Annotated in this window: 24 protein-coding genes, 1 tRNA gene and 1 other RNA gene; 11 read left to right on the top strand and 15 right to left on the bottom strand. The window is 67.3% G+C overall.

Annotated features, from left to right (window positions below; all coding sequences use genetic code 11):
- Complete coding sequence (locus AU185_RS09455; RefSeq protein WP_059101783.1) at positions 1 to 1,020, bottom strand: DEDDh family exonuclease; 1,020 nt, start codon at positions 1,018 to 1,020, stop codon at positions 1 to 3.
- An 84-nt stretch (positions 1,021 to 1,104) separates the two neighbouring features.
- Here AU185_RS09455 and AU185_RS09450 point away from each other — a divergent pair, with 84 nt between their 5' ends.
- Positions 1,105 to 2,331: a Mur ligase family protein gene (locus tag AU185_RS09450; RefSeq protein WP_059101784.1), complete on the top strand. Its 1,227-nt coding sequence runs from the start codon at positions 1,105 to 1,107 to the stop codon at positions 2,329 to 2,331.
- On the top strand, positions 2,324 to 3,043 hold the full coding sequence (locus tag AU185_RS09445; RefSeq protein ID WP_059101785.1) for a type 1 glutamine amidotransferase: 720 nt from the start codon (positions 2,324 to 2,326) through the stop codon (positions 3,041 to 3,043). Before AU185_RS09450 ends, AU185_RS09445 begins: the two co-directional genes overlap by 8 nt.
- Before the next feature lie 231 nt (positions 3,044 to 3,274).
- Here AU185_RS09445 and AU185_RS09440 read toward each other — a convergent pair whose 3' ends face one another.
- The 4 genes from AU185_RS09440 to AU185_RS09425 all read right to left on the bottom strand — a co-directional run bounded on the left by AU185_RS09440 (position 3,275) and on the right by AU185_RS09425 (position 5,682).
- Complete coding sequence (locus tag AU185_RS09440) at positions 3,275 to 4,162, bottom strand: DUF559 domain-containing protein (protein WP_059101864.1); 888 nt, start codon at positions 4,160 to 4,162, stop codon at positions 3,275 to 3,277.
- Between the two features lie 156 nt (positions 4,163 to 4,318).
- Positions 4,319 to 4,717 carry a hypothetical protein gene (locus tag AU185_RS09435; RefSeq protein WP_059101786.1) on the bottom strand — a complete coding sequence of 133 codons (399 nt, stop codon included), beginning with the start codon at positions 4,715 to 4,717 and terminating at the stop codon, positions 4,319 to 4,321.
- Positions 4,718 to 4,727: 10 nt separating this feature from the next.
- Entirely contained in the window at positions 4,728 to 5,339 is a 612-nt protein-coding gene (recR, locus tag AU185_RS09430) for a recombination mediator RecR (RefSeq protein ID WP_059101787.1), read from the bottom strand.
- A gap of 10 nt (positions 5,340 to 5,349) precedes the next feature.
- Positions 5,350 to 5,682, bottom strand: a complete 333-nt coding sequence (locus AU185_RS09425; RefSeq protein WP_059101788.1) for a YbaB/EbfC family nucleoid-associated protein — start codon at positions 5,680 to 5,682, stop codon at positions 5,350 to 5,352.
- Positions 5,683 to 5,794: 112 nt separating this feature from the next.
- On the opposite strand from AU185_RS09425, the gene AU185_RS09420 reads away from it, so the two are divergent.
- A complete protein-coding gene (locus AU185_RS09420) occupies positions 5,795 to 6,568 on the top strand; it encodes an Rv3717 family N-acetylmuramoyl-L-alanine amidase (protein WP_059101865.1) in 774 nt (257 codons plus the stop codon).
- A gap of 78 nt (positions 6,569 to 6,646) precedes the next feature.
- On the opposite strand, the gene AU185_RS09415 is transcribed toward AU185_RS09420, so the two are convergent.
- Entirely contained in the window at positions 6,647 to 7,093 is a 447-nt protein-coding gene (locus AU185_RS09415) for an SRPBCC family protein (RefSeq protein WP_059101789.1), read from the bottom strand.
- 71 nt (positions 7,094 to 7,164) lie between these two features.
- Here AU185_RS09415 and AU185_RS09410 point away from each other — a divergent pair, with 71 nt between their 5' ends.
- Complete coding sequence (locus AU185_RS09410) at positions 7,165 to 8,586, top strand: FAD-binding oxidoreductase (protein WP_059101790.1); 1,422 nt, start codon at positions 7,165 to 7,167, stop codon at positions 8,584 to 8,586.
- Complete coding sequence (locus AU185_RS09405) at positions 8,583 to 9,902, top strand: class I SAM-dependent methyltransferase (RefSeq protein WP_059101791.1); 1,320 nt, start codon at positions 8,583 to 8,585, stop codon at positions 9,900 to 9,902. Before AU185_RS09410 ends, AU185_RS09405 begins: the two co-directional genes overlap by 4 nt.
- Before the next feature lie 3 nt (positions 9,903 to 9,905).
- Here the strand turns inward: AU185_RS09405 and AU185_RS09400 are convergent, their stop codons facing one another.
- Complete coding sequence (locus AU185_RS09400) at positions 9,906 to 11,762, bottom strand: DNA polymerase III subunits gamma/tau (protein WP_059101792.1); 1,857 nt, start codon at positions 11,760 to 11,762, stop codon at positions 9,906 to 9,908.
- 193 nt (positions 11,763 to 11,955) lie between these two features.
- On the opposite strand from AU185_RS09400, the gene AU185_RS09395 reads away from it, so the two are divergent.
- Positions 11,956 to 12,825: a hypothetical protein gene (locus AU185_RS09395; protein ID WP_059101793.1), complete on the top strand. Its 870-nt coding sequence runs from the start codon at positions 11,956 to 11,958 to the stop codon at positions 12,823 to 12,825.
- Between the two features lie 49 nt (positions 12,826 to 12,874).
- Here AU185_RS09395 and AU185_RS09390 read toward each other — a convergent pair whose 3' ends face one another.
- Both AU185_RS09390 and ffs read right to left on the bottom strand, forming a co-directional pair.
- Positions 12,875 to 14,149: an aspartate aminotransferase type Ic gene (locus AU185_RS09390; RefSeq protein ID WP_059101794.1), complete on the bottom strand. Its 1,275-nt coding sequence runs from the start codon at positions 14,147 to 14,149 to the stop codon at positions 12,875 to 12,877.
- Between the two features lie 22 nt (positions 14,150 to 14,171).
- Positions 14,172 to 14,266: signal recognition particle sRNA small type (gene ffs, locus AU185_RS24585), an RNA gene on the bottom strand.
- A 68-nt stretch (positions 14,267 to 14,334) separates the two neighbouring features.
- On the opposite strand from ffs, the gene AU185_RS09385 reads away from it, so the two are divergent.
- The 3 genes from AU185_RS09385 (at position 14,335) to AU185_RS09375 (ending at position 16,328) form a co-directional block, all read left to right on the top strand.
- Positions 14,335 to 14,420, top strand: a tRNA-Ser gene (locus AU185_RS09385).
- Positions 14,421 to 14,491: 71 nt separating this feature from the next.
- Positions 14,492 to 15,283: a lipid uptake coordinator LucA gene (gene lucA / locus AU185_RS09380; protein ID WP_059101795.1), complete on the top strand. Its 792-nt coding sequence runs from the start codon at positions 14,492 to 14,494 to the stop codon at positions 15,281 to 15,283.
- A gap of 28 nt (positions 15,284 to 15,311) precedes the next feature.
- Positions 15,312 to 16,328 carry a S1C family serine protease gene (locus AU185_RS09375; protein WP_059101796.1) on the top strand — a complete coding sequence of 339 codons (1,017 nt, stop codon included), beginning with the start codon at positions 15,312 to 15,314 and terminating at the stop codon, positions 16,326 to 16,328.
- On the opposite strand, the gene AU185_RS09370 is transcribed toward AU185_RS09375, so the two are convergent.
- Positions 16,325 to 16,981: a TetR/AcrR family transcriptional regulator gene (locus AU185_RS09370; RefSeq protein WP_059101866.1), complete on the bottom strand. Its 657-nt coding sequence runs from the start codon at positions 16,979 to 16,981 to the stop codon at positions 16,325 to 16,327. The two genes, AU185_RS09375 and AU185_RS09370, sit on opposite strands and share 4 nt — an antisense overlap.
- 88 nt (positions 16,982 to 17,069) lie before the next feature.
- Here AU185_RS09370 and AU185_RS09365 point away from each other — a divergent pair, with 88 nt between their 5' ends.
- Complete coding sequence (locus AU185_RS09365; RefSeq protein ID WP_059101867.1) at positions 17,070 to 18,137, top strand: NAD(P)H-dependent amine dehydrogenase family protein; 1,068 nt, start codon at positions 17,070 to 17,072, stop codon at positions 18,135 to 18,137.
- Between the two features lie 24 nt (positions 18,138 to 18,161).
- Here the strand turns inward: AU185_RS09365 and AU185_RS09360 are convergent, their stop codons facing one another.
- The 3 genes from AU185_RS09360 to AU185_RS09350 all read right to left on the bottom strand — a co-directional run bounded on the left by AU185_RS09360 (position 18,162) and on the right by AU185_RS09350 (position 21,219).
- The gene (locus AU185_RS09360; RefSeq protein ID WP_059101797.1) at positions 18,162 to 18,644 is read right to left on the bottom strand and encodes a hypothetical protein; all 483 of its coding nucleotides are present in this window, start codon (positions 18,642 to 18,644) and stop codon (positions 18,162 to 18,164) included.
- Between the two features lie 67 nt (positions 18,645 to 18,711).
- On the bottom strand, positions 18,712 to 20,052 hold the full coding sequence (locus AU185_RS09355; protein WP_286131833.1) for a hypothetical protein: 1,341 nt from the start codon (positions 20,050 to 20,052) through the stop codon (positions 18,712 to 18,714).
- 321 nt (positions 20,053 to 20,373) lie between these two features.
- Entirely contained in the window at positions 20,374 to 21,219 is an 846-nt protein-coding gene (locus tag AU185_RS09350) for a hypothetical protein (protein ID WP_059101799.1), read from the bottom strand.
- A 278-nt stretch (positions 21,220 to 21,497) separates the two neighbouring features.
- Here AU185_RS09350 and AU185_RS09345 point away from each other — a divergent pair, with 278 nt between their 5' ends.
- Positions 21,498 to 23,594, top strand: a complete 2,097-nt coding sequence (locus AU185_RS09345) for a serine/threonine-protein kinase (protein ID WP_059101800.1) — start codon at positions 21,498 to 21,500, stop codon at positions 23,592 to 23,594.
- Here AU185_RS09345 and AU185_RS09340 read toward each other — a convergent pair.
- Together AU185_RS09340 and ligD are read right to left on the bottom strand one after the other, a co-directional pair.
- Positions 23,591 to 24,244: a cutinase family protein gene (locus AU185_RS09340; protein ID WP_286131834.1), complete on the bottom strand. Its 654-nt coding sequence runs from the start codon at positions 24,242 to 24,244 to the stop codon at positions 23,591 to 23,593. The genes AU185_RS09345 and AU185_RS09340 overlap by 4 nt on opposite strands.
- Before the next feature lie 115 nt (positions 24,245 to 24,359).
- Entirely contained in the window at positions 24,360 to 25,412 is a 1,053-nt protein-coding gene (gene ligD / locus AU185_RS09335; RefSeq protein ID WP_059101802.1) for a non-homologous end-joining DNA ligase, read from the bottom strand.
- Between the last annotated feature and the right edge of the window lies 1 nt (position 25,413).

The following is a 25,413-nucleotide window of genomic DNA, read 5'->3' as shown; positions in this document are numbered from 1 at the left end:
TCAGAAGAGTGCGAACTGGTCGCCGGCCAGCGTGGTGTCGGTGAACTCCTCGATGCCGGTGCCGCCGACGACGCCGTCGAGACAGCGCATGAAGTCGGCGTCGGTGACCAGCGGAACACCCGACTCGTTGGCCTGGTAGCCCTTGCCCTGCGCCGGGCAGGCGTCGTTGCAGACCACCAGCGAGGTTTCGGGGTCCACGGCGTCGGTGTAGGCGAGTCCGGCATGCAGGATCCGCTCGATGAGCTCCTCGTGCGTGTGCTTCACCTCCGCCGACAACGCGACGCGCATGCCCTGCACGAGCGGCCGCCCCGCGACGAAGCGGCCCGGATTCAGATACGGGCACGGTAGCCGCGCCGCCACCGACTTGAGCGGGCGCAGCTCGTCGTGCGTGACGAAGCCGTTCGGCCAGCGTCGCCGCGTGACCGGATGCACCGGCAGCCACACCTTGCGTTCGCGGGCCCGCACCAGCGCCGGTTTGAGGATCTGCGCGAGCACCAGCGCGTCGTCGAGCGCGTCGTGCGGCCGCATCTGGCTGATGCCCCAGTGCGCGGCCAGTGTCTCGAGCCGCAGGTTCTCGACATCGAGGTCGAGGCGGCGGGCCAGTTCGACCGTGCACATCACGGTATCGGTGGGCAGTTCGCGGTCGACCAGCTCGGCCTCGGCGGCCAGGAACGAGTAGTCGAAACCGACGTTGTGTGCGACGAGGGTGCGCCCGGCGAGCAGCTCGACGAGGTGGTCGACGACGTCGGCGAATGTCGGCTGGCCCTCCAGCATCGCGGCCGTCAGCCCGTGCACATGGGTGGGCCCGGGGTCGACGCCCGGGTTGAGCAGGCTGTAGAGGCTGTGTTCGACGTTGCCGTCGTCGCCGAGTGCGAGCGCGGCGACGCTGACGATGCGTGCCTGTCCCGGCCGGAAGCCCGACGTCTCCACGTCGACGACCGCCCAGCCGGCACCGTCCTCGCTCGCCGGCCGGCCCCAGGAGCCGCCCGGCCGGCGACATCCGGCGCCAGTTCGGGTCACTTCGTCAGGATGGCACGCAGCAGTGACAAAGCCGGGACCTCGCCGAATCGCTCGCCAGCGTGTCGGCTCCTTAGAATCCCGGGGATGGTCACCACTCGGGGACGGGCAGCACTCGCGGCGGGCGCAGCCGCACGCTGGGCGTCGCGGGTCACCGGTCGAGGTGCGGGCGCGATGATCGGTGGGCTGGTCGCGTTGGCCCTCGACAAGTCGTTGCTGCGCCAGTTGGGCCGGGACCGCCGCACTGTGGTGGTGACCGGAACCAACGGCAAGTCGACGACCACCCGGATGGTCGCCGCGGCGCTGCGCACGATCGGCGCAGTGGCCACCAACGACACGGGCGCCAACATGGACGCCGGTCTGGTCGCGGCCCTCGCAGGTGCGCGTGACGCCGGGTTGGCCGCGCTCGAGGTCGACGAGATGCACGTGCCCCACGTATTGGACGCGGTTGAAGCCACCGTCGTCGTGCTGCTGAACCTGTCGCGGGACCAACTGGACCGCGTCGGCGAGATCAACCACATCGAGCGCACGCTGCGCGGCGGGCTGGCCCGTCATCCCTCGGCGGTGGTCGTCGCCAACTGTGACGACGTGCTGATGACGTCGGCCGCCTACGACAGCCCGAACGTCGTATGGGTGGCCGCGGGTGGCAGCTGGGCGAACGACTCGGTGAGCTGTCCGCGATCGGGTGAGATCATCGTGCGCGACGGTTCGCATTGGTATTCCACCGGAACGGATTTCAAGCGTCCGAGCCCGCAATGGTGGTTCGACGAGTCGAATATTCATGGACCGGAGGGGTTTTCGTTACCGATGACGCTGGCGTTGCCCGGCGCGGTCAACCGTGGCAACGCCACCCAGGCGGTGGCCGCCGCGGTCGCGATGGGCGCCGACGCCGCCGCAGCTGTTGCGGCGGTGTCCGCCGTCGACGAAGTCGCGGGCCGGTACCGCACTGTTCGACTCGGCGAGCACACCGTGCGCGTGCTGCTGGCGAAGAACCCGGCGGGTTGGCAGGAGGCGCTGTCGATGGTCGACAAACACGGTGCGGGCGTGGTGATCTCGGTCAACGGCCAGGTGCCCGACGGGGAGGATCTGTCGTGGCTGTGGGATGTGCGGTTCGAGCATTTCGGCGACACGCAAGTCGTGGCCGCCGGTGAACGCGGCACCGACCTCGCGGTGCGCCTCGGCTACGCCGGCGTCGAGCACACGCTGGTGCACGACACGCTCAACGCGATCGAGTCTTGCCCGCCGGGGCACGTCGAGGTGATCGCGAACTACACGGCATTTCTGCAACTGAACAGGCGGCTGCCCGGTGGCTGAGTCGACGGTGCGCATCGGGCTGGTGCTGCCCGACGTGATGGGCACCTACGGTGATGGCGGCAACGCCGTCGTACTGCGAGAACGCCTGCGGCTGCGCGGAATCGACGCCGAGGTCGTGGAGATCACGCTGACCGACCCGGTGCCCGCCGAACTGGACCTGTACACGCTCGGCGGCGCCGAGGACTACGCGCAACGGCTGGCCACCAGGCACCTACTGCGGTATCCGGGTCTGCAGCAGGCCGCCGGACGCGGTGCGCCGGTGCTGGCGATCTGCGCGGCCATCCAGGTGCTCGGGCACTGGTATGAGACGTCGTCGGGTGAACGTGTCGACGGCGTCGGCCTGCTCGACGTCACCACCTCGCCGCAGGACCAGCGCACGATCGGCGAGGTCGTGTCGGAGCCGTTGTTGGCCGGCTTGTCGCAGCGGCTCACCGGTTTCGAGAACCACCGCGGCGGAACGGTTCTCGGTGGTGATGCGCAGCCGTTGGCCCGCGTCGAGAAGGGTGCGGGCAACCGGGCCGGCGACGGCTACGACGGCGCGGTGCAGGGCAGCGTCGTCGCCACCTATCTGCACGGCCCGTGTCTGGCCCGCAATCCGGAGCTGGCCGACCATCTGCTGAGCCAGGTGGTGGGCGAGCTGGCGCCGATCGAGCTGCCCGAGGTCGACCGGCTCCGCCGTGAACGCCTGGCCGCACCGCGGCGGGCGTCTTAGTTGTTGCATCTTTGAATTGTGTTGCGCGCTCTGTGTAGCGCGGCCGAGCTGTCAATTGTGCAACTTGCCCTCCGCGAGTCACAACTATCGACGTTTTGCCGACGCGTTCTCGCACTTTGCCCGCAGAAAGTTGATCAGTGTGACTGCGTTCCAGCTAGAAAGCCAGGCTGCGGACAGATTCATCACCGAAGCTGGGCGAAACCGTCCGTGAATCGAGCTCAAAGTTGGACACTAGGCGGCCAAACTGCGCTTGAACCTTTGCATGTCGTCGAGGTCGAGGTTGCAGCCCCGACCGATCAGCGCAGCCTCGACCCGTGCAATGACGTCCTCAGGCTTGTCCTCCGCGATCACCCGAATGACGATCCACCCGAGCGCCTCCAGCATTCGCAGCCTCGCGATGTCCTTGACGTACTGGCGCCGGTTCTTGCGGTGGTGGTCCCCGTCGTACTCGACGGCGACCTTGTATTCCCGCCAACCCATGTCCAGCCACGCTTGCGGCCGATGGCCGACGATTACCGGAATCTGTGTCTCCGGCCGCGGCAGGCCGGCGTCGTGTAACCACAGTCGGATTCGGGATTCCGGTATCGAGGCGGCTCCGCCGTCGACGAGTGGAAGTAACTCGTACAACCGGTTCAATCCGGGAGCGTGTCGATGCCTTTGACCTAGTTGCGCAACCTCGTCGATGTCGTAGCGCTGATTCCACATGAGCGCGTCAAGACGACCCAACGCCTCGGTCCGGTGAAGCCGGCGACCCATGTCGAAGGCCGTTCGGACTCGAGACGTCACCGGCAGTCCGCCGATCCTGGTGACCTCGTCTACGTCGACGTCATCCGCTCTCGGAATCAGACCCGGTTGTGGACGAATCCGCACGCCGACGAGTTCGATCGGCTGCGATGGATCCACCCACGGGGCGCCGTGTAGGGCGGATGCCGCGACTCCCGCGATGACACCTTTGCGGCGTGACGCCAACCATGCCGCGATCGCCCGATCCCGCAATGAGAACTCAACATCTTTGGGCACGTACACACCGCGAAAGACGGGGCGGTACCACCGCTTCAGTTCATGACGGGTCAGCCGTCCCGCCGCGACAGCCTCACTGCCGATGAAGATTTCAGTCATGACGGCATCGTGCACGGGACCACCGACACGTCACACCGATCGACGTTTGGCAGGGAAAGTGCGAGAACACGTCTACCAAGCGTCGATAGCTGTGACTCCTGAGGTTAGGCGGGCGGGCCCTACGGCGCCGATCGGCTCGGGCTACAAGGGCGGTGGTTACAGCCCGAGGTCGCGCAGGAACTGCGGCTTGTAGGCCTCGAGGATCACGTAGCTCGGGTCCGGCGCGGGCGCCTCGCGCGCATCGTCGGTCACCTCGTGCCCGCTGACCGGATCCACCCACTCCTGGCTCGAGGGGTCCCACCGGCTCAGGGTGTACTGCGCACTCACGTGGTCGTCGGCCACCAACGCGCGCAGCGTGCGTTCGGCCTCCTGCGCATCCGCGAGCGTGTGCGTGTACAGCTGGATGCGATCGCCGTCGCGCGTCACCGTCACCCGCGACCCGAGCCGTCGGCGCGCGCCGTCGTCCAGGTCCAGGGTTCGCAGCTTCTCCCAGAACGAGAGCCGGTGCTCATCGCTGCCCAGCTCGACCTCGACCTTGAACTCCTCGTCCGGCATGACGGCCAACCTATGCCATGGCCCGGCGGCCAGCCAGCGCCCTGCCCAACGTCAGCTCGTCGGCGAATTCCAGATCCCCGCCCATCGGCAGACCGGACGCGATCCGCGTCACGGTCAGCCCCGGGATATCGCGCAGCATGCGCACCAGGTACGTGGCCGTGGCCTCGCCCTCGGTGTTGGGGTCGGTCGCGATGATCACCTCGGTGACATCCACCCCGTCCACCCGCTCCCCGATCCGGTTGAGCAACTCGCGGATTCGCAGCTGTTCCGGCCCGACCCCCGACAGCGGATCCAACGCACCACCCAGCACGTGGTAGCGGCCGCGGAACTCACGGGTGCGCTCGACGGCCTGCACATCCTTGGGCTCCTCGACCACGCACACCAGCGACGCGTCGCGCCGCGGATCGCTGCAGATGCGGCAGCGATCGTCGTCGGAGACGTTCCCGCACACCGCGCAGAACTTCACCCCGTCGCGCACCTTGTTGAGCACGGCGGTCAGCCGGTCGATGTCGGGTGGCTCCACCGACAGCAGGTGGAAGGCGATCCGCTGCGCGCTCTTCGGCCCGATACCGGGCAGCTTGCCGAGCTCGTCGATCAGATCCTGGACGGGTCCTTCAAACATGGAGGGACAATTACATTCCCGGCAGGCCCATATTGCCCATCCCGCCCGCCAGCGGCCCGAGCCGGTCATGGGCGAGGATGGTGACCTGCTTGGAGGCGTCGGCGATCGCGCCGACGACGAGGTCCTGCAGCGTCTCGACGTCGTTGGGGTCAACGACCTTCGGGTCGATCGACACGGCGACCACCTCACCGCTGCCCTTCATCGTGACCTGCACCAGACCGCCGCCGGCCTGCCCGTGCACCTCGGAGTTGGCCAGCGCCTCCTGCGCCTCCATCAATTGCTGCTGCACCTGCTGCGCCTGCGCGAGCAGGGCCGACATATCCGGTTGGCCTCCGGGTTGCATGACTGGTCCCCTTGCGTGTTGATTGCGGACGGGTTTCGACTTGGTCTCGCCTCGCCCGCTCGCGGCGGTTTGGCCTTTCAGCGTAGTCGTGGTTGCGGCTACGGTGACGCCCGTGCCTGCCCGCCTGCGTGTCGGCGCCACTCGAGCAATGCGCGGTTGCGCCGCAGTGGCCACCGGACTGCTCGTTGCCGCATCGACCCTCGTCAGCCCAGCCGCCGAAGTCGCCGCCGCGCCCGCCAGTATCGCGGGCAAGATCGTGTTCCTCGACCCGGGCCACAACGGCGCCAACGACGCATCGATCAGCCGACAGGTGCCCACCGGCCGCGGCGGCACCAAGGACTGCCAGGCCAGCGGAACCTCCACCGGCGACGGCTACGCCGAGCACACCTTCGCCTGGGATACCACCCTGCGCATCCGCCAAGCGCTCACCGCGCTCGGCGTGCGCACCGCGATGTCGCGGGGCAACGACACCGCAGTAGGCCCCTGCGTCGACGAGCGCGCCGCGATGGCCAACTCGCTTAAGCCGAACGCGATCGTGAGCATTCACGCCGACGGCGGCCCGCCCACCGGGCGCGGATTTCACGTGCTGTACTCGTCCCCGCCGCTAAACGACGCGCAGGCGGGGCCGTCTCCTCGGTTCGCGGCGATCATGCGCGACCAGTTGCAGGCGTCGGGCTTCGTGCCGTCGACCTACATCGGCTCCGACGGCCTCAACCCACGCTCGGACATCGCCGGGCTGAACCTCGCCCAGTACCCGTCGATACTCGTCGAGCTGGGCAACATGAAGAACCCGGTCGACTCGGCGCTGATGAAGACGGCGGAAGGCCGGCAGAAGTACGCCGACGCCGTGGTGCGCGGCATAGCGGGCTTCTTGGGCGCCAGTTAGCGCGCCTGTTGCCCTCTAACGCACCTGTTGCCCTCTAACGGGGTTGATTGCTCGCACCTGGTGCTTGTGATCAACCGCTTAACGTGGGTTTTCCTCCACGTGCTTTTTCAGGTTCGCCAGCACCTCGGCCTGGATCTTGCGCAGACCGAGCGGCGCGAACGTCTTCTCGAAGAAGCCGCCGATACCGCCGGCGCCCTGCCAGGACGTCTTGACGGTCACCGAGGAGCCAGGCCCTGCGGGCGCGACGGTCCAGTTGGTGATCATCGACGAATTGGCGTCCTTCTCGATCACCGTGTGACCCGCAACGTCGACGTTGGCTGTCACGTCGCGCACGCGCGACTTCGTCGCTTGCAGCTTCCAACTCGCCACGGTTCCCGCGCCCTGGCCGCCCTCGAGCACCTTGTACTCGCTGTAGTGCGGCGACAGAATTCTCGGACGCACGGTCGCGTAATCCGCGACAGCCGACAGCACCGCCTCCGGCGCCGCGTCGATCAGAACCGTGCTGGACGCGCTGACCTGTCCCATCTCCTACGAGCTCCTTGGTTGAAGGGGTTGGTTGGGTCGCATCAGGTGCCACCGCGGACTAGCGTATATGCGTGTCTGTTGCCCGAACCGACGCACGTGCTTCACATGCCGCGGGCGTGCAGCGGCTACTGTCCAGCTACCGTGCGATCCCGCCCGATGCGACCGTGCGACTCGCCAAGCCCACGTCGAACCTGTTTCGAGCCCGCGCCAAGACCACCGTCAAGGGGTTGGACGTCTCGGGCCTGACCGGTGTCATCGCCGTCGACCCCGAGGCCCGCACCGCCGATGTGGCGGGCATGTGCACCTACGAAGACCTGGTCGCCGCGACGCTGCCATACGGCTTGTCCCCGTTGGTGGTACCGCAACTGAAGACGATCACGCTCGGTGGCGCCGTCACCGGGCTCGGCATCGAGTCCGCATCGTTCCGCAACGGCCTACCGCATGAGTCGGTGCTGGAGATGGATATCCTGACCGGCACCGGCGAGGTGCTCACCGCGTCGCCGGACCAGCACGTCGACTTGTATCGGGCTTTCCCGAATTCCTATGGCACGTTGGGTTATTCGGTCCGGTTGAAGATCGAGCTGGAGACGGTCCACCCGTTCGTCGCCGTTCGCCACCTGCGGTTCAACACCATCGAGGATCTCGTCGCCGCCATGGACCGCATCGTCGAGACCGGCGGTTACGGAGACTCTGGGGGCACCCCGGTCGACTATCTCGACGGTGTGGTGTTCTCCGCCGACGAGGCGTACCTGACGCTTGGCTTCCAAACCGCGACGCCCGGACCCGTCAGCGATTACACCGGCCAGCAGATCTACTACCGCTCGATCCAGCATTCGGGCGACAACGGCGCCGAAAAACACGACCGGCTGACGATCCACGACTACCTCTGGCGGTGGGACACCGACTGGTTCTGGTGCTCACGGGCGTTCGGCGCACAGAACCCGCGGATCCGGCGGTGGTGGCCACGGCGCTACCGGCGCAGCAGCTTCTACTGGAAGCTCATCGCCTACGATCAGCGGTTCGACATCGCCGACCGGATCGAGAAGCGTAACGGGCGGCCGCCGCGCGAACGCGTCGTGCAGGACGTCGAGGTGCCGATCGAGCGGGTCGCCGAATTCCTGCACTGGTTCCTCGCCGATGTTCCGATCGAGCCGATCTGGTTGTGCCCGTTGCGTCTTCGCGACGACCCGAGAACAGGTGGCGGCTGGCCGCTTTATCCTCTGCGGCCGGGCCACACCTACGTCAACGTGGGGTTCTGGTCCTCGGTGCCTATCGGACCCAACTGGCCTGCCGAGCAGGGCCACACCAACAAGCTGATCGAACGCAAGGTCAGTGAACTCGACGGACACAAATCGCTGTACTCGGATTCGTACTACGGCCGCGACGAGTTTGACGATCTCTACGGCGGGGAAACCTACAAGATCGTCAAAAAAGCCTACGATCCAGATTCCCGGCTCCTCGATCTGTATGCGAAGGCGGTGCAAAGACGATGACGACCTTCAAAGAAAACGCCGCACATTCTCACGCGCCGGCCAGAAAGCTCACGCTGGCGGAGATTCTGGAGATCCTCGCCGCGGGGAACCTACCGCTGAGATTCACGGCATACGACGGGAGTTCGGCCGGGCCCGAAGATTCGCCGCTCGGCCTCGAATTGCTGACCCCTCGCGGTACGACCTATCTGGCGACCGCTTTCGGCGATTTGGGACTGGCGCGGGCCTACGTGTCGGGCGACCTGGAACCGCACGGCGTGCACCCGGGTGATCCCTACGAGCTGCTCAAGGCGCTCGCCGACAAGATGGATTTCAAACGACCGCCGGCGCGGGTGCTCGCCAACATCGTGCGTTCCATCGGTATCGAGCACCTCAAGCCGATCGCGCCGCCGCCGCAGGAGGCACTGCCACGCTGGCGTCGAATCGCAGAGGGCCTGCGGCACAGCAAGACCCGTGACGCCGAGGCGATCCACCACCACTACGACGTGTCAAACACGTTCTACGAGTGGGTGCTCGGCCCGTCGATGACCTACACGTGCGCGTGCTATCCGCACCACGGGGCCACCCTGGAGGAAGCGCAGGAGAACAAGTACCGGCTGGTGTTCGAGAAGCTGCGGCTCAAGCCCGGCGATCGGCTGCTCGACGTGGGCTGCGGTTGGGGCGGCATGGTGCGCTACGCCGCGCGCCACGGGGTCAAGGCGATCGGCGTCACGCTGTCGAAAGAACAGGCGTCCTGGGCGCAGAACGCGATCGCCGAGGACGGCCTCGGCGATCTGGCCGAGGTTCGGCACGGTGACTACCGCGATGTGCGCGAGGACGGCTTCGACGCGGTCTCGTCGATCGGGCTGACCGAGCACATCGGCGTGCACAATTATCCGGCCTACTTCGCTTTCCTGCAGTCGAGGATGCGCGCCGGCGCGTTGCTGCTCAACCACTGCATCACGCGTCCGGACAACAGGACGGGGGCGACAGCGGGAGGCTTCATCGACCGCTACGTCTTCCCCGACGGGGAGCTGACCGGGTCCGGACGGATCATCAGCGAGGCGCAGGACGTCGGCCTGGAGGTAGTGCACGAGGAGAACCTGCGCAACCACTACGCGCTGACGTTGCGCGACTGGTGTCGCAACCTGGTGGAGCACTGGGACGAGGCGGTCGCCGAGGTCGGCCTGGCCACCGCCAAGGTGTGGGGCTTGTACATGGCCGGGTCGCGCCTCGGGTTCGAGACGAATGTGGTTCAGCTACACCAGGTTCTGGCGGTCAAGCTGGACAGCGACGGGCGCGATGGCGGGCTGCCGCTGCGGCCCTGGTGGACGCCGTAGGCGTCAGCCGTCGATGCGCCGCGCGCCCAGTTCGTTCTGCAGTAGCTCGAGCGCGGCTTCCTCGGGATCCCGGCGCGGGGTGTCGGAGGTGTCGCTGCCGGCCTCGGCCAACATGTCTTCCTCGTCCTCGTCGCGCTGCGGCGCCGCCACGTCGGCAACCGGCTTGGTCTGAGCGGGCGCAGGATCCGCAGAACCGGTCTCGCAGCGGATCTTCCAGTTCACCCCGAGAGCGTCCTTCAACGCTTCGCGGATGACGTCGGCGTTGCGCTGTTCGGCCAACCGTTTGGCCAGCGGCGCCGAGTCGTGGCTGAGCACCAGCGTGTCGCCCTCGATCGCGCGGACGATCGCGCCCGACAGCATCACCTCGGTGGTGCGGCTGCGTTCGCGGACCTTGTCGCGCACCGTCGACCACATGCTGCGCACGGCGGCCGCGTTCGGCTCGCCGGCCGCCGCCGGCGCCTCCACCACCGGGTCCGACGGCGGACGCACCGGTGGAGGTGACGGCGCCTTCTCTTGGGGCGCTTTGTCTTCGGGGGCCTTGACTTCCGGGGCCTTGACTTCCGGGGCCTTGACTTCCGACGCCGGTTCGGTGGGCGCCGAGGGCTCGGGCGCAGCCTGAGGCGGTTCGGCCGCCCTGCTCTTGCGGGCGTACTGCCTCGGCGGCCCGCTGCCCTGCGCCGCGGCGCCCTCTCCGGCCGGGATCGACATGTCCAGCCGGGTCTCGATTCGCTCGACACGTTGCAGCAGCGCCGATTCGGTGTCGCTGGCCGACGGCAGCAGCAGCCGCGCGCACACCACTTCGAGAAGCAGTCGAGGCGCGGTGGCGCCCCGCATCTCGCCGAGCCCGGCGTGCACCACCTCGGCGTAGCGGGTCAGCGTCGCAGTCCCGATGCGCGTCGCCTGCTCACGCATCCGCTCGAGCACATCCTCCGGCCCGTCGACGACGCCACGCGCTCCCGCGTCGGGCACCGACTGCAGGACGATCAGGTCGCGGAACCGCTCCAGCAGGTCGGTTGCGAACCGGCGCGGGTCGTGGCCGGCGTCGATCACCGCCTCGACAACCCCGAAGAGGGCGGCGGCGTCGTTGGCGGCAAGCGCGTCGATCGCGTCGTCGATCAGCGCGACGTCCGTCGCACCGAGCAGCGCCAGAGCCCGCGCATAGGTGACGTGATTTCCCTCGGCTCCCGCCAGAAGCTGGTCGAGCACCGACAGCGTGTCACGCGGCGATCCGCCACCGGCGCGGATCACCAACGGATACACCGCATCGTCGACGGTCACGCCCTCCTGCGCGCAGATGCCCTCCAGCAGCGACCGCATGGTGCGCGGGGCCAGCAACCGGAACGGGTAATGGTGCGTGCGCGAGCGGATCGTCGGCAGCACCTTCTCCGGTTCGGTGGTCGCGAACACGAAGATCAGGTGTTCCGGCGGCTCCTCGACGATCTTGAGCAGCGCGTTGAAGCCGGCCGTGGTGACCATGTGCGCTTCGTCGACGATGAAGATCCGGTACCGCGACTGCGCCGGTGCATAGAACGCGCGGTCGCGCAGCTCGCGGGTGTCGTCCACGCCGCCGTGGCTGGCGGCGTCGAGTTCGACGACGTCGACGCTGCCCGGCCCGTTGGGCGCGAGTGCCACACACGAGTCGCACACCCCGCACGGGGTGGCCGTCGGACCCTGCGCACAGTTCAGCGAGCGGGCCAGAATGCGCGCCGACGAGGTCTTGCCGCACCCCCGCGGACCGGAGAACAGGTACGCGTGGTTGATCCGGCCGGACGAAAGGGCCGTCGAAAGGGGCTCGGTGACATGTTCCTGTCCGACGACTTCGGCGAACGTCGCAGGCCGGTACTTGCGGTAGAGCGCCACGCTCAGCAGGCTACCGATGCGGTCTGACGGCCCAGTGGGCCACCACTGCGTCGCTGGATTGTGCATCTGACGACGGTTGGGAGGCGATACGCGTCGTCAGATTCACAAACGGGCTCGGCCGGGCGGCGCAACTCTGTGGATGACTCGCCGACCGCAGCCCTGATCCGTCGGTCCACGCGTGCACCGTACGGGCATGACCGAGCTGCCGTGGCCGTTCGTCGGAACCGAAGTGTTGTCGACAGGCAGCATCTCCGAGCGCACGATGCGCCGCCTGTACGCACCGATGTATCCGGGAATCTACGTCCCACGCGACGCCACCGTGTCGGCACAGCATCGTGCCCAGGCGGCCTGGCTGTGGTCGAAGCGGCGCGGAGTCGTTGCGGGCCTGTCGGCGGCGGCGGTCCTGGGTACCAAGTGGATCGATCCGTCGGAGGCCGCGGAGCTGGTCCACGACAATCGGAGGCCGCCACCGAAACTCGTCGTCAGGACTGAACGGGTGCTGCCGAACGAACTCGTGACGATAAGCGAGATGCGTGTGACGACGCCGGCCCGCACCGCGTTCGACCTCGGTCGCCATCTCGAGTCTCGGACCGTCGCAGTGCAACGTCTCGACGCTCTGGCCAATGCGACTGGTCTCAAACACGTCGACGTGGAGGCGGTGATCGCTGCACACGCGGGGGCCCGCGGCATTCCGCGACTGCGCAGCGTGCTTCCGCTGATGGACGGCGGTGCGGAATCCCCGCAAGAGACGCTTGCCCGGCTGGCGTTGATCGATGCGGGCCTTCCGGCCCCGCAGACGCAGGTCCGGATATTCGACGAGTACGGGCAGTTCGTCGCACGCGTCGACATGGCGTATGAGGATTTCAAAGTCGGTATCGAATACGACGGGCCGCAACACTGGACCGATCCCGCAGTGCGGCAGCGCGATATCGACAAGCAGTTCGTATTGACCGGGCTGGATTGGCTGATCATCCGGGTCAGCAGAGACCTGCTGCGTTATCGGCGCTCCACCTATGTGGCCAGGGTCGAGAGCGCGTTGTATTCGCGGGGGTTTCGATTGTGAATCTGGCGACGTTTTCGGGCGGATTTCGTCGTCAGATTCACAAACGGGCCTACGAGAGCAGCGACTCGGTGGCCGACAGCAGGGCACAGGTGGCCAGACCGTCGATCGCCGCGCGTAGCTCCGGTTCGGCGGGGAATGTCGGTGCGATCCGGATGTTCTTGTCCTCGGGGTCTTTCCGGTACGGGAATGTCGCACCGGCCTCGGTCACCGCTATGCCGGCGTCCTTCGCCAGCGCCACGGTGCGCTTGGCCGTTCCGGGCAGCACGTCGAGGCTGATGAAGTAGCCGCCCTTGGGGTCGGTCCACGACGCGATCTTGGATTCGCCGAGGCGGTCCTCGAGGATCTCCAGCACGGCGGCGAACTTCGGCGCGAGCAGTTGCTGGTGGCGTTGCATCTGCAGGCGCACCCCGTCAGCGTCGCCGAAGAAGCGCAGGTGCCGCAGTTGGTTCACCTTGTCGGGGCCGATCGACTTCTTGCCCGCATGCTGCAGATACCACGCGATGTTGCCCAGCGACCCGCCGAGGAAGCTCACCCCAGCGCCGGCGAACGTGATCTTCGACGTCGACGCGAACACCAGCGGCCGGTTCGCGTTGCCGGCGGCTTCTGCCAGCCCGAGCACGTCGATCTGCCGGACGAAGTCGTGGGTCAGCGTGTGCACCGCGTACGCGTTATCCCAGATGATTCGGAAATCCGTTGCGGCCGTTCGCATCTGAACCAGCCGGCGCACAACTTCCCAGGAGTAGGTGACGCCGGTGGGGTTGGAGTAGACCGGCACGCACCAGATGCCCTTGATGGCCGGATCGGCGGCGACGAGTTCCTCGATCAGGTCGACGTCCGGGCCGTCCTCGCGCATCGGCACGGTGATCATCTCGATGCCCAGGCTCTCGGTGATCGCAAAGTGCCGGTCATAGCCGGGAGCGGGGCACAGGAACTTCAGCGTGGGTTCCTGGCTCCAGGGCCGGGGCGAGTCGGCGGTGCCGTGCAGCATCGAGAACACCACCACGTCGTGCATCAGCTCCAGGCTGGCGTTGTTGCCGGCGATGAGGTTCTGCACCGGGATGCCCAGCAGCTCGCCGAAGATCGCCCGCAACTCCGGTAGCCCGTGCACACCGCCGTAGTTACGGGTGTCGGTGCCGTCACCGTCGCGGAAGTCGTCCTTGCCGGGCAGGTCCAGCAGCCCGTTCGACAGCTCCAGCTGCGCGGGCGCCGGCTTACCCCGGGTGAGGTCCAGTTTGAGGCCTTTGGCCTGCAGCTCGGCGTAGTTGCGCTTCTGCTGCTCGTGCTGTGCGGAGAGGTCATCTCGGCCGAGCGACAGAAAAGACACCGGAAGCCTTTCGAACGGTGGAAGAAGGGGACCCCGCGCACCCGCCAGAGCCCATTGACCCTTGCTGCCTTCCGGCCCTGGGGGAGTTCACAGGATGGACGCCGCGCGGGGTCCACGGCGAGTCTAATACCAGAGCCACGCGCATCCGGACGGGCTCATCGGCAGGGTCGGTTACCATGGCCCGCGGAGGATTCGCCTAGTGGCCTATGGCGCTCGCCTGGAACGCGGGTTGGGTTAATAGCCCTCGCGGGTTCAAATCCCGCATCCTCCGCACTCGGCACGGGGTGCGATCTGCAGGCCTCGCCCGGTCGCACCCCGTCCAACCAAATGTCTAGGAGGAGTATGAGCCGCACCGTCGCGGTGATCTGGCACGCATCGTTCACCGTCGTGGCCGGTGTTCTGTACTTCTTCTTCGTCCTGCCTCGCTGGTATGAGTTATCGGGCGACATCCCCCACACATTGGGCACCGCGATGCGCATTGTGGTCGGCGCGCTGATCGGGCTCGCGGCGCTGCCGGTGGTCTTCACGCTGCTGCGCACCCGCAGGCCGGAGTTCGGCACACCGCTGCTGGCGCTGAGGCTGCGGACCTGGTCCATCGTGTTGCACGTGTTGGCGGGCGTCCTGATCCTCGGCGCGGCGATCAGCGAGATCTGGCTGTCGCTCGACGACGCGGGCCGGTGGTTGTTCGGCATATACGGGGCCGCCGCGGCGATCGCGCTGCTCGGCGTCTTCGCGTTCTACCTGGCCTGGGTCGCCGAGATGCCGCCACCGCCGCCGAAACCTCTCAAGGTCAAGGCGCCGAAGAAGCGGCGCGGCCGGGGCAAGCGCGCCGATAAGGACGCCGAGGAAGCTGGTGAGGAGAAAGAGGCGGAAGAGGCCAAGGCCGAAGAAGCCGGGGTCGAAGCGTCCGAGGACGCCGAGCACGAGGACGCCTCAGCGTCTGAGAAGCCCGACGCCGACGCGGACGACGAGGACAAGACCGTCGCTGAGGAGCCCGACTCCGACGCCCAGGAACCCGCCTCGACCGCCACTGAAGAAGCCGAGCAAACCGACGGCAAGCTGCGCAATCGCCGACCTGAGCCGACCCGCCGTCGCCGCAGGCGGCTACGTGGCGGCGTCGTCGTAGACGATTAGCCGCCCGCGCATCGGGCAATATGGGTTCATGGGCAAAATCCCCGTCCGTCGTCCGTTCGCGCCGCTACTGATCGCATTGGCCGCGGCGCTGGCCATGGTCATACCGGTTTTCCCCGCCACGGCGGCCCCCGCCGACCCGATCGCCGCGGCGGCGCAGGTGGAGCCGGCCGTCGTGCGCATCGACACCGAGATCGACTACCAGGGCGCCGTCGGTAACGGCGCGGGTTTCGTGATCGATCCGGCTGGCCACGTGCTGACCAACTTCCACGTCGTGTCGGGTGCCGACCGGATCACCGCGAGCGTCGGAGGCCGGTCCTATCCCGCCGAGCTGGTCGGCTACAACCGCAGGCGCGACATCGCGGTGTTGCAACTGATCGGCGCCAACGGGTTGCCCGTCGCACCGATCGGGGACTCCGCGCAGCTGGTGCCCGGCGAACCCGTCGTGGCGATCGGCAACGCCAACGGCACGAACGGACCGCTGACCCGCGAGGTCGGACAGATCACCGCCTTCGGCCGCACTGTCAACGCCGAAGACACGTTGACCGGCAGCAAGGACCAACTCGCCGGGCTTTTCGAGTTCGCCGCGCCGGTGGTCGCGGGTGATTCCGGTGGACCCGTGGTCAATAGCGCCGGACAGGTTGTCGGAATCACCACCGCGGCATCGGTGAACTACCAGTTCGGCCCGGGCGGAGAGGGCTTCGCGATCCCGATCAATGACGCCCTGCCCGTCGCGAACCAGATCCGGTCCCGCGCCCCCTCCGCCGAGGTGCACATCGGGCCGCCGGTGTTGCTCGGTGTCGGCGTCCGCTCGGCGCAACGCGGCCCTGGCGTGCAGATCGCCGAGGTGCTGCGCGGCGGGCCCGCCGACCGAGCCGGACTGGCCGCCGGTGACGTGCTGGTCGTGCTCGACGGCACTCCCCTCGATTCGGCGACCACGCTGACATACGTGCTGGACCGTCATTACTCCGGTGACGTGATCGACCTGACGTGGATCGACCGCAGCGGGCAGGAGCGCACCGGCAAGGCCATCCTGACGCCCCTCTAGGCGTCCAGAAGTCGGTCGAGACCGGCGATCAACAGGCCCAGTTCGAAGTCGAATTGATGCTCGGCGTCGTGGCGTTGCGATTCGGCCGACGCCAGCACCGTGCGCAGCGCCGGGTAGATGTCCTGCGGTTCGTGTTCGAGCGCCGCGGACGTGTCGGCGCGGTGCCGATGCACCCCCGACGCGGTTTGCGCGACGCTGCTGTGCGCCGCCGACTGCGCGATGTTGGACGCCGCGGTCAAGGCGTACCGCGCGGCGTCGGGCGCGAAGCCGGCGGCGAGCAGCGCGTCGAGCACCCGGTCAGCGAGCGCCAAGGCGGCCGCGGCGCCGATTCCGCGCAACCGCGTGAAATCGGTCGCGACCCCGACCTGAACCAGGCCGTCGCGGAACGCGACGCTGTACGCGCGCAGCACCGCACGCCAATCGTCGTCGACCGGCAACTCAACGCTGGTCAGTTCGCGTTCGAACAGGTCGGCGACCACCAGCGTCAGAAGCCCCTCCCGGTCACCGACGTAGTAGTGCAACGCCTTGCGGCTGACCCCGAGCGCGTCGGCCACCGCCTGCATCGTCAGGTCTCGGCCCGCCACGCCGCGCGCCGCCGCGACGATCTGGTCTCGGCTGATCCGGGGTGGACGACCTCTGGTGCGGCCGCTCATCACGGTCACCCTAAAGCGTGCCGAACGTATTTTTCACCGGTCGGTAAAAACGCCTTCGCGACGCGTCGCGTTTCCCTATGCTGTGCGCGTGCCAAACACCCCTTATCGCGTCGTTCAGTGGACCACCGGCAATGTCGGCAAGAGTTCGGTCGAGGCGATCGCCACGAACCCGAACTACGAACTCGTCGGCCTCTACGCGTGGTCGAAGGACAAGGTGGGCCGGGACGCCGGTGAGCTCGCCGGCATCGCACCGCTCGGCGTGCAGGCCACCGACGACGTCGACGCGCTGCTCGCGCTGAAGCCCGACGCGGTGGTCTACAACCCGATGTGGATCGACGTCGACGAACTGGTCCGCATCCTCGAGGCCGGCGTCAACGTCGTGGCGTCGGCGTCCTTCATCACCGGCCACAACCTCGGTGCCGGCCGGGACAAACTCGACGAGGCGTGCCGGCGGGGCGGTGCGACGCTGTTCGGTTCCGGTGTCAGCCCCGGCTTCGCCGAATTGCTCGCCATCGTGGCGTCGACGGCCTGCGATCGGGTCGACAAGGTCACCATCTCCGAATCCGCCGACACGACGCTCTACGACTCCCCCGACACGGAGCGGCCCACCGGGTTCGGCACCGCGATCGACGACCCGAACCTGGCCCCGATGGCCGCCAACGGCACCGCGGTGTTCGCCGAAGCGGTGCGACTGGTCGCCGACTCGATCGGCGTCGAGCTCGACGAGATCAAATGTGTCTCCGAATATGCTCAGACCACAGAGGATCTCGTGATGGCGTCGTGGACCATCCCGGCCAGACATGTTGCGGGCGTCTACGCCAGCTGGCAGGGCGTGGTGAACGGGAAGACCGTCGTCGACATCAACGTCCGGTGGAAAAAGGGTCAGACCCTCGATCCGGACTGGCAGCTCGACGGTGACGGCTGGAAGATCACGGTCGACGGCCGGCCGACGGTCAACATGCAGGTCGGGTTCCTGCCGCCGCCGGACATGATCGAGAACGCCAAGTCGATCGAGGACTTCTTCGTGCTCGGGCACATCATGACCGCAATGCCGCCGATCCACGCGATACCGGCGGTCGTGGCCGCGGCACCCGGTATCGCCACCTACAACGACCTGCCGCTACCCCAGGCCCGCGGGGTCGGGCCGACCAACTGACCCGGGTCTTAGCCGAAAGCCGTTTCATGGGCGCGGCGGAGGCACCGCAGCACCGTTGACGCCCCTGACGGTCGCCTTCAGCTGGGCGTTGGGCGGCCCTTCCAGGACAACGTCTTTGAGGATCTTGGCCTGATCCTTATGGACGGTGAATTCACCCTTCTGCGGTACCGCGCCGCCGACGACTTCGTAGAAGACGGTGAACGGTGTCTCCGGAAGCAGGTGCAATCCAATGTATTTCGGCTCGATCGTGTACCTGTAGGTGCAGGCGGACGCTTCCGGTGGGCACTGCCGGTCTGTGACGATCACGTTGACCGTGAACTCCGCCGGTGTCGGAACCTTCGCCGGCGGCGGGGCTAACGTCGTGCGCGGCGTTGTCGCCCGCTGCGCCTGCTCGGGCGCGTTGACACTTCCGAGGATCATCACGGCCGCCATGCCGACGCCGCCGGCGACGAGGGCGAGCAGCGCCAGTCCCGCGGACCACTTGCGGACGGCCGTCGACACGCGCATGCGTCAAGGAAACCTGGTGGGCCACCGGATGCGCGGCGTTTCCGTCGCATTACCGACGGCGGTTCCCTCAGTGCCTGATGCGGCGGCGTCTACCCAGGAACAGCGTCAGGAAGATCCCGCCCAGACCCAGCGCCGCCACCAGCGCGGCCGCGACGATCAACGTGATGTCCTTGCCACTGAGGCCCGTGGGCGAGGAATCACTTACCAGCTGCAAGTCGTAATCGCCGGGCAACGGTCCCTCCCCGGGGCCTTCCATACCCGGGAAGCTCTGAGTTTGGTGCACCTCGAATTGCGGTACCCCGCTGTCGTTTTGCTTCCATTCCCCCCACGCCGGGGTGACGCCGTCGAGTAGGACTTTGTGCGCACCGCCGACGGCCGGGTCAGGGCCGACGTCGACAATCTTTCGGACCACGATCGGCCGGTATGTCGCGTCCGTGTACTTGACCTGGACCGGGACATCGGTGAGCGTCCGCACGGGTGGAGGCGGCGGTGGAGGTGGCAGACCGGGTCCGGGGAAGTAGCCACCGCCGAAGAAGTTGCCGACGGCGACGTCGATCGGAATTCCAAAAGGATTGAGGCGCAGTGCGGTGAAGTTGTACGACCCGAGATCGCGCACTTCGGTGACGATGCGCCCCAGCGGCGGGATGAGCAGGATCCGAGGCACCCCGGCTACCTCGTAGACCAGCTGCAGCGGTTCTGGGTAGGGGTTGAAGATCAGCGGCCTGAAGTACCGGTCGTACTCGACCCAGTCCGGCTGCCATTGCAACACTTTCAACGGCGCGGTCGCACCGCCCGCCTCAGCGGCACCGCTCGCCGGGGCGTTGGCGCCGGGATCTGCCGCGGGGACGACCAGGTTCCGGAGGCGGTCGATCTCCGCGGGCGGCGCAGGCGGTGGAATTTCCTGGACGGGGGCAGCCAACTGCGCGATCTTGATGTCCTGCGGGGATGCTTCCGACCTCTGCGGCTCAGGGGTTTCGGTCACGCCCGCCGCCAGTTCTGCACTTGGCGACTGCGTTACCCCCGACGAATCCGTCGTTCCGCCGACGGGAGCGGTTTCCTCGGGACTCGACTGCTGCGATCCCCCCGCGGGCACCGTCTCACTCGGCGACGCGGTGCCCGTCGTCGTCTCGGGCTCCAGGCCGGCTGGTGCACTCGTGACCGTCGGGGTTCCCGACGTCGTTGCCGGGCCCGCGGACGGCGACGTGGTGGCCGACGCCGACGGTGTCGTCGCTGCCGTCGTGACCTCGGTCGTCGCCTGCGTCGTCGGTGTTGCCTGCGACGTCGGAGTAGGACTCGGCGCGGCCGTCGTCGTCGCGATCTCCGGTGCTTGCGTCTCTTCGGTGACGACTGGGGCTTGCGTCGTCGGCTCTTGGGGCGCTTGAGGTTCCGGCGGCGGCTCCGGTGCCACGGGCGTCGGTGCTTCAACCGCCGGCGGGGCTTCAACAGCGGGTGGTGCTTCAACCGCCGGTGGCGCTTCAACCGCCGGTGGTGCTTCAACCGCAGGCGGTGCCTCAACCGCCGGCGGTGCTTCGTAGGTCGGGACTTCGGCAGGCGCCTCTTCTGCGGGGGCGTACGCGGTCTCGGTCGGGGCGGTCGTGTCCGGCTGGGCAAGCGCTGGTTGCACACCGGTGCCGGCCGCAATCAACGCGACGGCCGCCACCGAAGCCAGCGCAGCCGCTAGGTGGCGGACGCGCGGGATACTGACTGCGCCAGGCACGTCAACCTCTTCTCACCAGCAGGCTTGACGTCGCTCGACCTGGAAGAGGTTGGCGGCGGCGCACTCTCCGGCATCGCTGACGACGAGGTTGCGGATCTGCCAGTACAGGTCGGCGGTGGCCTTCGTCGCCAGCCGTGCAGCCAGGTCGTAGTTGTTGATCGGCGGATTGGTGCCGGGCACGAGCATCATGCCGCGGGGGGTGTCCCACGAGTCCTTGTTCAGCGTCGAGTGGCACTCGACGAAGCCGGGCGGCGGACCACCGGGCGGGCAGCCGCCGAGCGGGTCGTGGTGGTCGCCTCCGAAGGCGTAGAACCCGGTGTGCAGCCCGGGAGGCAGGCTCGCCGGATCGCATGTCGGCATCAGCGGTGGCGGCATCCGATCGAGCTGGCCGACGGCGATGTTGTCCTCGACCCAGTTCGAATGGGAGTAGAAGTCCTGCAGAGCGTGGGCCAGGCCGCCGAATGCGGCGCGGGCTCCGGGCCCGTCGACGAGGTCGCTGCCACCGGGACCGGCGGGCTGCGCGCCGTTGAGGATGAGCGGAGTGAAGAAGTTCCACGCTTCCTGGGTTCTGGCGCAGATGTCGGCGGGGTCCTTTGCGTTGTCGATGTGGCGGAACTCGTCGGCGAAGAATGCGTCGCTGCCTACCACGCCGGCGCCCGGCGGTGGGCCGACGAGGATCTGGCCCATGGTGGCTTCGTCGACTCCCAGCGGCGCCAGTGCGTCGCGGGTGATGCGGTCATGGTTCTGGATCTGGAACGCCTGCGCCGTCGGCGCCGCCGACGCGCAGACAAGGGCAAAAGCGGCGGCCAACACGACAACGATCGACGAGCGCGGCTTGGGTTGGTGTGACGAGTTCATCGACTGTCCCCTTTGACCTGGTGACCCCCGAGTGGTCAGATCGTCGAATTGTTTCAGCCGAAAGTTGCGAGCATTCCGAAAACTGCAAAAACAGCAAATTTTGGTGCAAATGCGAACCATGCGCGCCGGACCTGGCCCGCGGCGCGTGGCATTTCCACGGCGCCTGAGCGGTGGGTGTACAGGTAGAGCAACCCTTCCAAGAGCGAACGAGCAGCCCCCGACCGGCTTATGGTGATGACTGTGAATCCGCTGGTACGCAGCTGTCCGCGGGAGGCGTAGTGGACGGAGCGCCGTTCGGCCGATACCGGTTGGTCGAGTTGTTGGGCCGCGGCGGCATGGGCGAGGTCTGGAAGGCATTCGACACGGCCACACAGCGTGTGGTCGCGGTGAAGGTGCTGCCGGCGCATCTCGCCGCCGACCCGGTGTTCGAACAGCGCTTCCGGCACGAGGCTTTCGCGGCCGCAGGGCTGACCAATCCCCACGTGGTGCCGATTCACAACTTCGGCGAGATCGAAGGTCGCCTGTATGTCGACATGCGGCTGATCGATGGCCAGGATCTCGAACATCTGCTTGCCCGCGGCCCATTGGAGCCGGAACGGGCGGTGAAGATCATCGCCCAGATTGCCTCGGCGCTCCATGCTGCGCATCGAATCGGGCTCGTGCATCGCGACGTCAAACCCTCGAACATCCTCGTCGCCGAAGATGATTTCTCGTATCTGATCGATTTCGGGATTGCACGTGCGACGGGCGACACCAAGTTGACCGCCACCGGCAACGTGGTCGGCACATGGCCATACATGGCGCCCGAGCGGTTCACCACCGGCCAAACCGACACCCGCGCGGACGTCTATGCGTTGACGTGCGTGTTGTATGAGTGCCTCACGTCCAGCCGCCCCTTCCCCGGCAACAGCGTCGAACAGCAGATCGCGGGTCACCTGACGACTCCGCCACCGCGACCGTCGATCTCGCGGCCGGAGGTGACGCCGGAGTTGGATGCCGTGATCGCGGCCGGTATGGCAAAAGACCCTGAGGAACGCTACGGAACGACCGTCGAACTGGCCCAAGCGGCAAGCAAGGCCATCACCGATCCCGCCGTCTCCACCCAACCGGCACAACCACATTCAGCGCCGACAGCCGCAGGACCCGCCCCGTCCGCGCCCACCGCAGCTGCCAGTACGGCTCAGGCGGGGCAAGCCTGGGCGGCGACCCAAGCTCGTCCGCAGGAGCAGCAGGCCGATGCACCCGCGGCCCCCACACAGGCCGGGCCACCCGAACATGTGAAGAAAGCGTGGGCGCCAACCCATGCCGCGCCTGCTGCGCATGACGAACAGGCTTACGCGGCGACTCAGGCGCCGCCTGCCGATTCGGTCAGCCAGGCCGAAACGCCGCCTCCCGGCGGCCCTTCGGACCGGACACCCGACGAAGACGGGTCGCTGCCCTGGTGGCGACGGACCGCGATCGTCGTGCCCATCAGCGTGATTCTGATCATCGCCGCCGCGGCCACCATCCTCACCGTGATCAGCGACGACGGCGCCGACCGACCCGTCGCACAGTCGCCGGATGCACCTCTCGACGGGACGTTCGCCGTCGAATTCGGCTCGCCGACAAAGCCCAACGGCGAGCCCTATCAGAACGCGCAGGGCGGCAACGAGAAATGGGTGATCCGATCGGCGTGCCGCGACGGCGGGTGTGTCGCGTCGGCGACAAAGGTCAACGGTTCACGCACAACAACGTCGACTCTGGTGCTCGACGAGATCGACGGCCGTTGGGAGGCCGTCAACGCGAAACAGGGCACGTGCCAGGGCGCCGAGCCGGTCGAACTCTGGGAGGTCTTCTCGCTGCAGTCTCAGCCCGACGGAAGCCTGGAGGGCGAATTCGTCCTCCGGTCGACCAGCGGAAGCTGCGCGAGTAACCAGCCGGTGACCTTTACCCGCACCGGTGACCCCGAGGCCGGCGCGTCGGTCGCCGACCCGGCAAGTCAGCCGGCGCGCGTCGCGTCCCCAGCGCAGTCCTTGCACGGCCGCTATCAGGAAGTCGACACGTATGTCGACGGAAACCGTAGCGCCGAAGTGAGTTTCGACATCCAGACGTACTGCCTGCGCAGCGGTCAGCGGTGCCTGAGTTACTGGTTGAACCCCAACGACGTCAAAGTCCTGGCGTTCGAACAGAACCAGTGGACGCTGACCAACACCTCGACGGACTCCCAGTGCAAGAACGGTGCGCCCGCTCACCGCGAAATCAGCCTGAGCTACCCGCTGCCGCAGCCGCCGCAAGATCCGATCACCCTGCTCACCGGACGCGGGCACTACACCGTCACGGGCGGTTGCCCCTTCAACAGCGATTTCGAATCACGCGTCCAGCGCACCGGAGACTAGAGGAGACCGGCGACGAAAGTTGCTGCCTGATCGGTCATTCCGGGTACGTACTGATGGTGCGCGGCCCGGTTGTCCATATCGCCCTCGCCGCAGATCGGGTCGTTGGCGTTGCACAAGTCGATGGTCCTGCCGCCGTAGACCGGGCTGAGCGCGTTCAGCGGGCCGACGACCTTGGCCAGTGGGTTGCCGAACACCGCGACGGCGGCCACATGGTCGGCGGCTTGCGGAGGCAGCGGCGCGGCAACGGCGCCGAGATCCAGGCCGGGCACGGCCTCCAGGCCCGGTATCGCACCCAATCCGGGGATGGCTCCCAGACCGGGAGTCACGCCGAGCATCAGGTCGATGACGGCCGCGCCCTGCGAGAAGCCGCCGAGCACCAACCGGGTGGCCGGGCAGTTCGCGGTCATGTATCCGACGTGACCGTTCGCGTCTGCGGCGCCCTCGGCGGCTCGCAGGAAGTTCATGGTGGCGGCGTAGTTGACCGCGTACTGGCCGACCGATCGGCCGCCCACTTTCGAGCGCAACGAGTCGATGAACGCCTGTCCCACGCCGCCCACACCGGGCGGGTCACCCGTCCCGCGCGCAAACACCACCTCGATGTCGGGACAGGATTGAGCCCCCGCGGAGGGGATGCCGACCGGCGCGCTCAATACAGCGACCGCCGTCAGGCCGGCTACGCAGACCCGTATGGCGATGTGAATTGATGACCATCTGCTGGCGATTTGTCGATGCTAAGAGCACATCGCGGCCGATGGCGCGTTTTCGTCAGTCGGGTTTCACCGGGTTACCGTCGGCGTCCCAGTTGGATGCGACCTTCTTGCTGGGCTGCACGCGCGGCGGCTCGCCGGGCATCTTCGGGTAGTTCGGCGGATACGGCAGGTCACCCAGTCCCCGCTCCTCGTCGGCTTTCACCATCTTCAACAGTGGTTCGAGCGATTGCGCATCGCTGTCGATGTCGGCCCACGGATCGGGCCGTCCCGCAACGAAATCCGGCACCGTCGAGATCGTGAAGTCATCGGGCTCGGCGGTGCGCAATTCGTCCCACGTCAAAGGTGTCGACACGGTGGCGATCGAAGTCTTGCGCGCCGAATACGCCGAGGCGAACGTGCGGTCCCTGGCGTTCTGGTTGTAGTCGATGAAGATGCGCGTACCCCGCTCTTCCTTCCACCACGAAGTGGTGACCGCATCGGGTGCACGGCGCTCGACCTCGCGGGCCAGCGCGATGCCTGCACGACGCACCGCGATGAAGTCCCAGTCGGTTCTGATTCGCAGGAAGACATGTACGCCTCGGCCGCCCGAGGTCTTCGGATAGCCGACCAGACCCAACTCGTCGAGCAGCGGTTTGAGCACGTCCACCGCGACCGAACTGGCGTCACCGAAATCCGTCCCGGGCTGCGGGTCCAGGTCGATGCGCAGCTCATCGGGATGCTCGGTGTCCGGGCACCGCACCTGCCACGGGTGCAGCGTGATCGTGCCCATCTGTGCCGCCCATGCGATCGCTGATGGGTGGGTCACCTTGAGCGCATCGGCGGTGCGGCCGGACGGGAAGGTGACCTGGCACGTCTGCAGGTAGTCGGGATGCTTCTGCGGCACCCGCTTCTGGTAGATCTCCTCGCCGTCGATGCCGTCGGGGAAACGCTGCAGATGCGTGGGCCGGTCTCGTAACAGCATCACCATCCGGTCAGCCACCGACAGGTAATACTCGAAGAGCTTGCCCTTGGTGCCCGCCTTGCCGAGTTTCGGGAAGTAGGGCTTGTCGCGATTGGTCAGCCGGACCTGGACGCCGTCGACGTCGATTTCCTCAGCAGCCGTTGCCATT

The organism is Mycobacterium sp. GA-0227b (assembly GCF_001499855.1).
In the GTDB taxonomy this organism is placed as follows: domain Bacteria; phylum Actinomycetota; class Actinomycetes; order Mycobacteriales; family Mycobacteriaceae; genus Mycobacterium.
The sequence above is the reverse complement of the archived record's forward strand: the minus strand, read 5'-3'. Positions and strand labels throughout refer to the sequence as shown.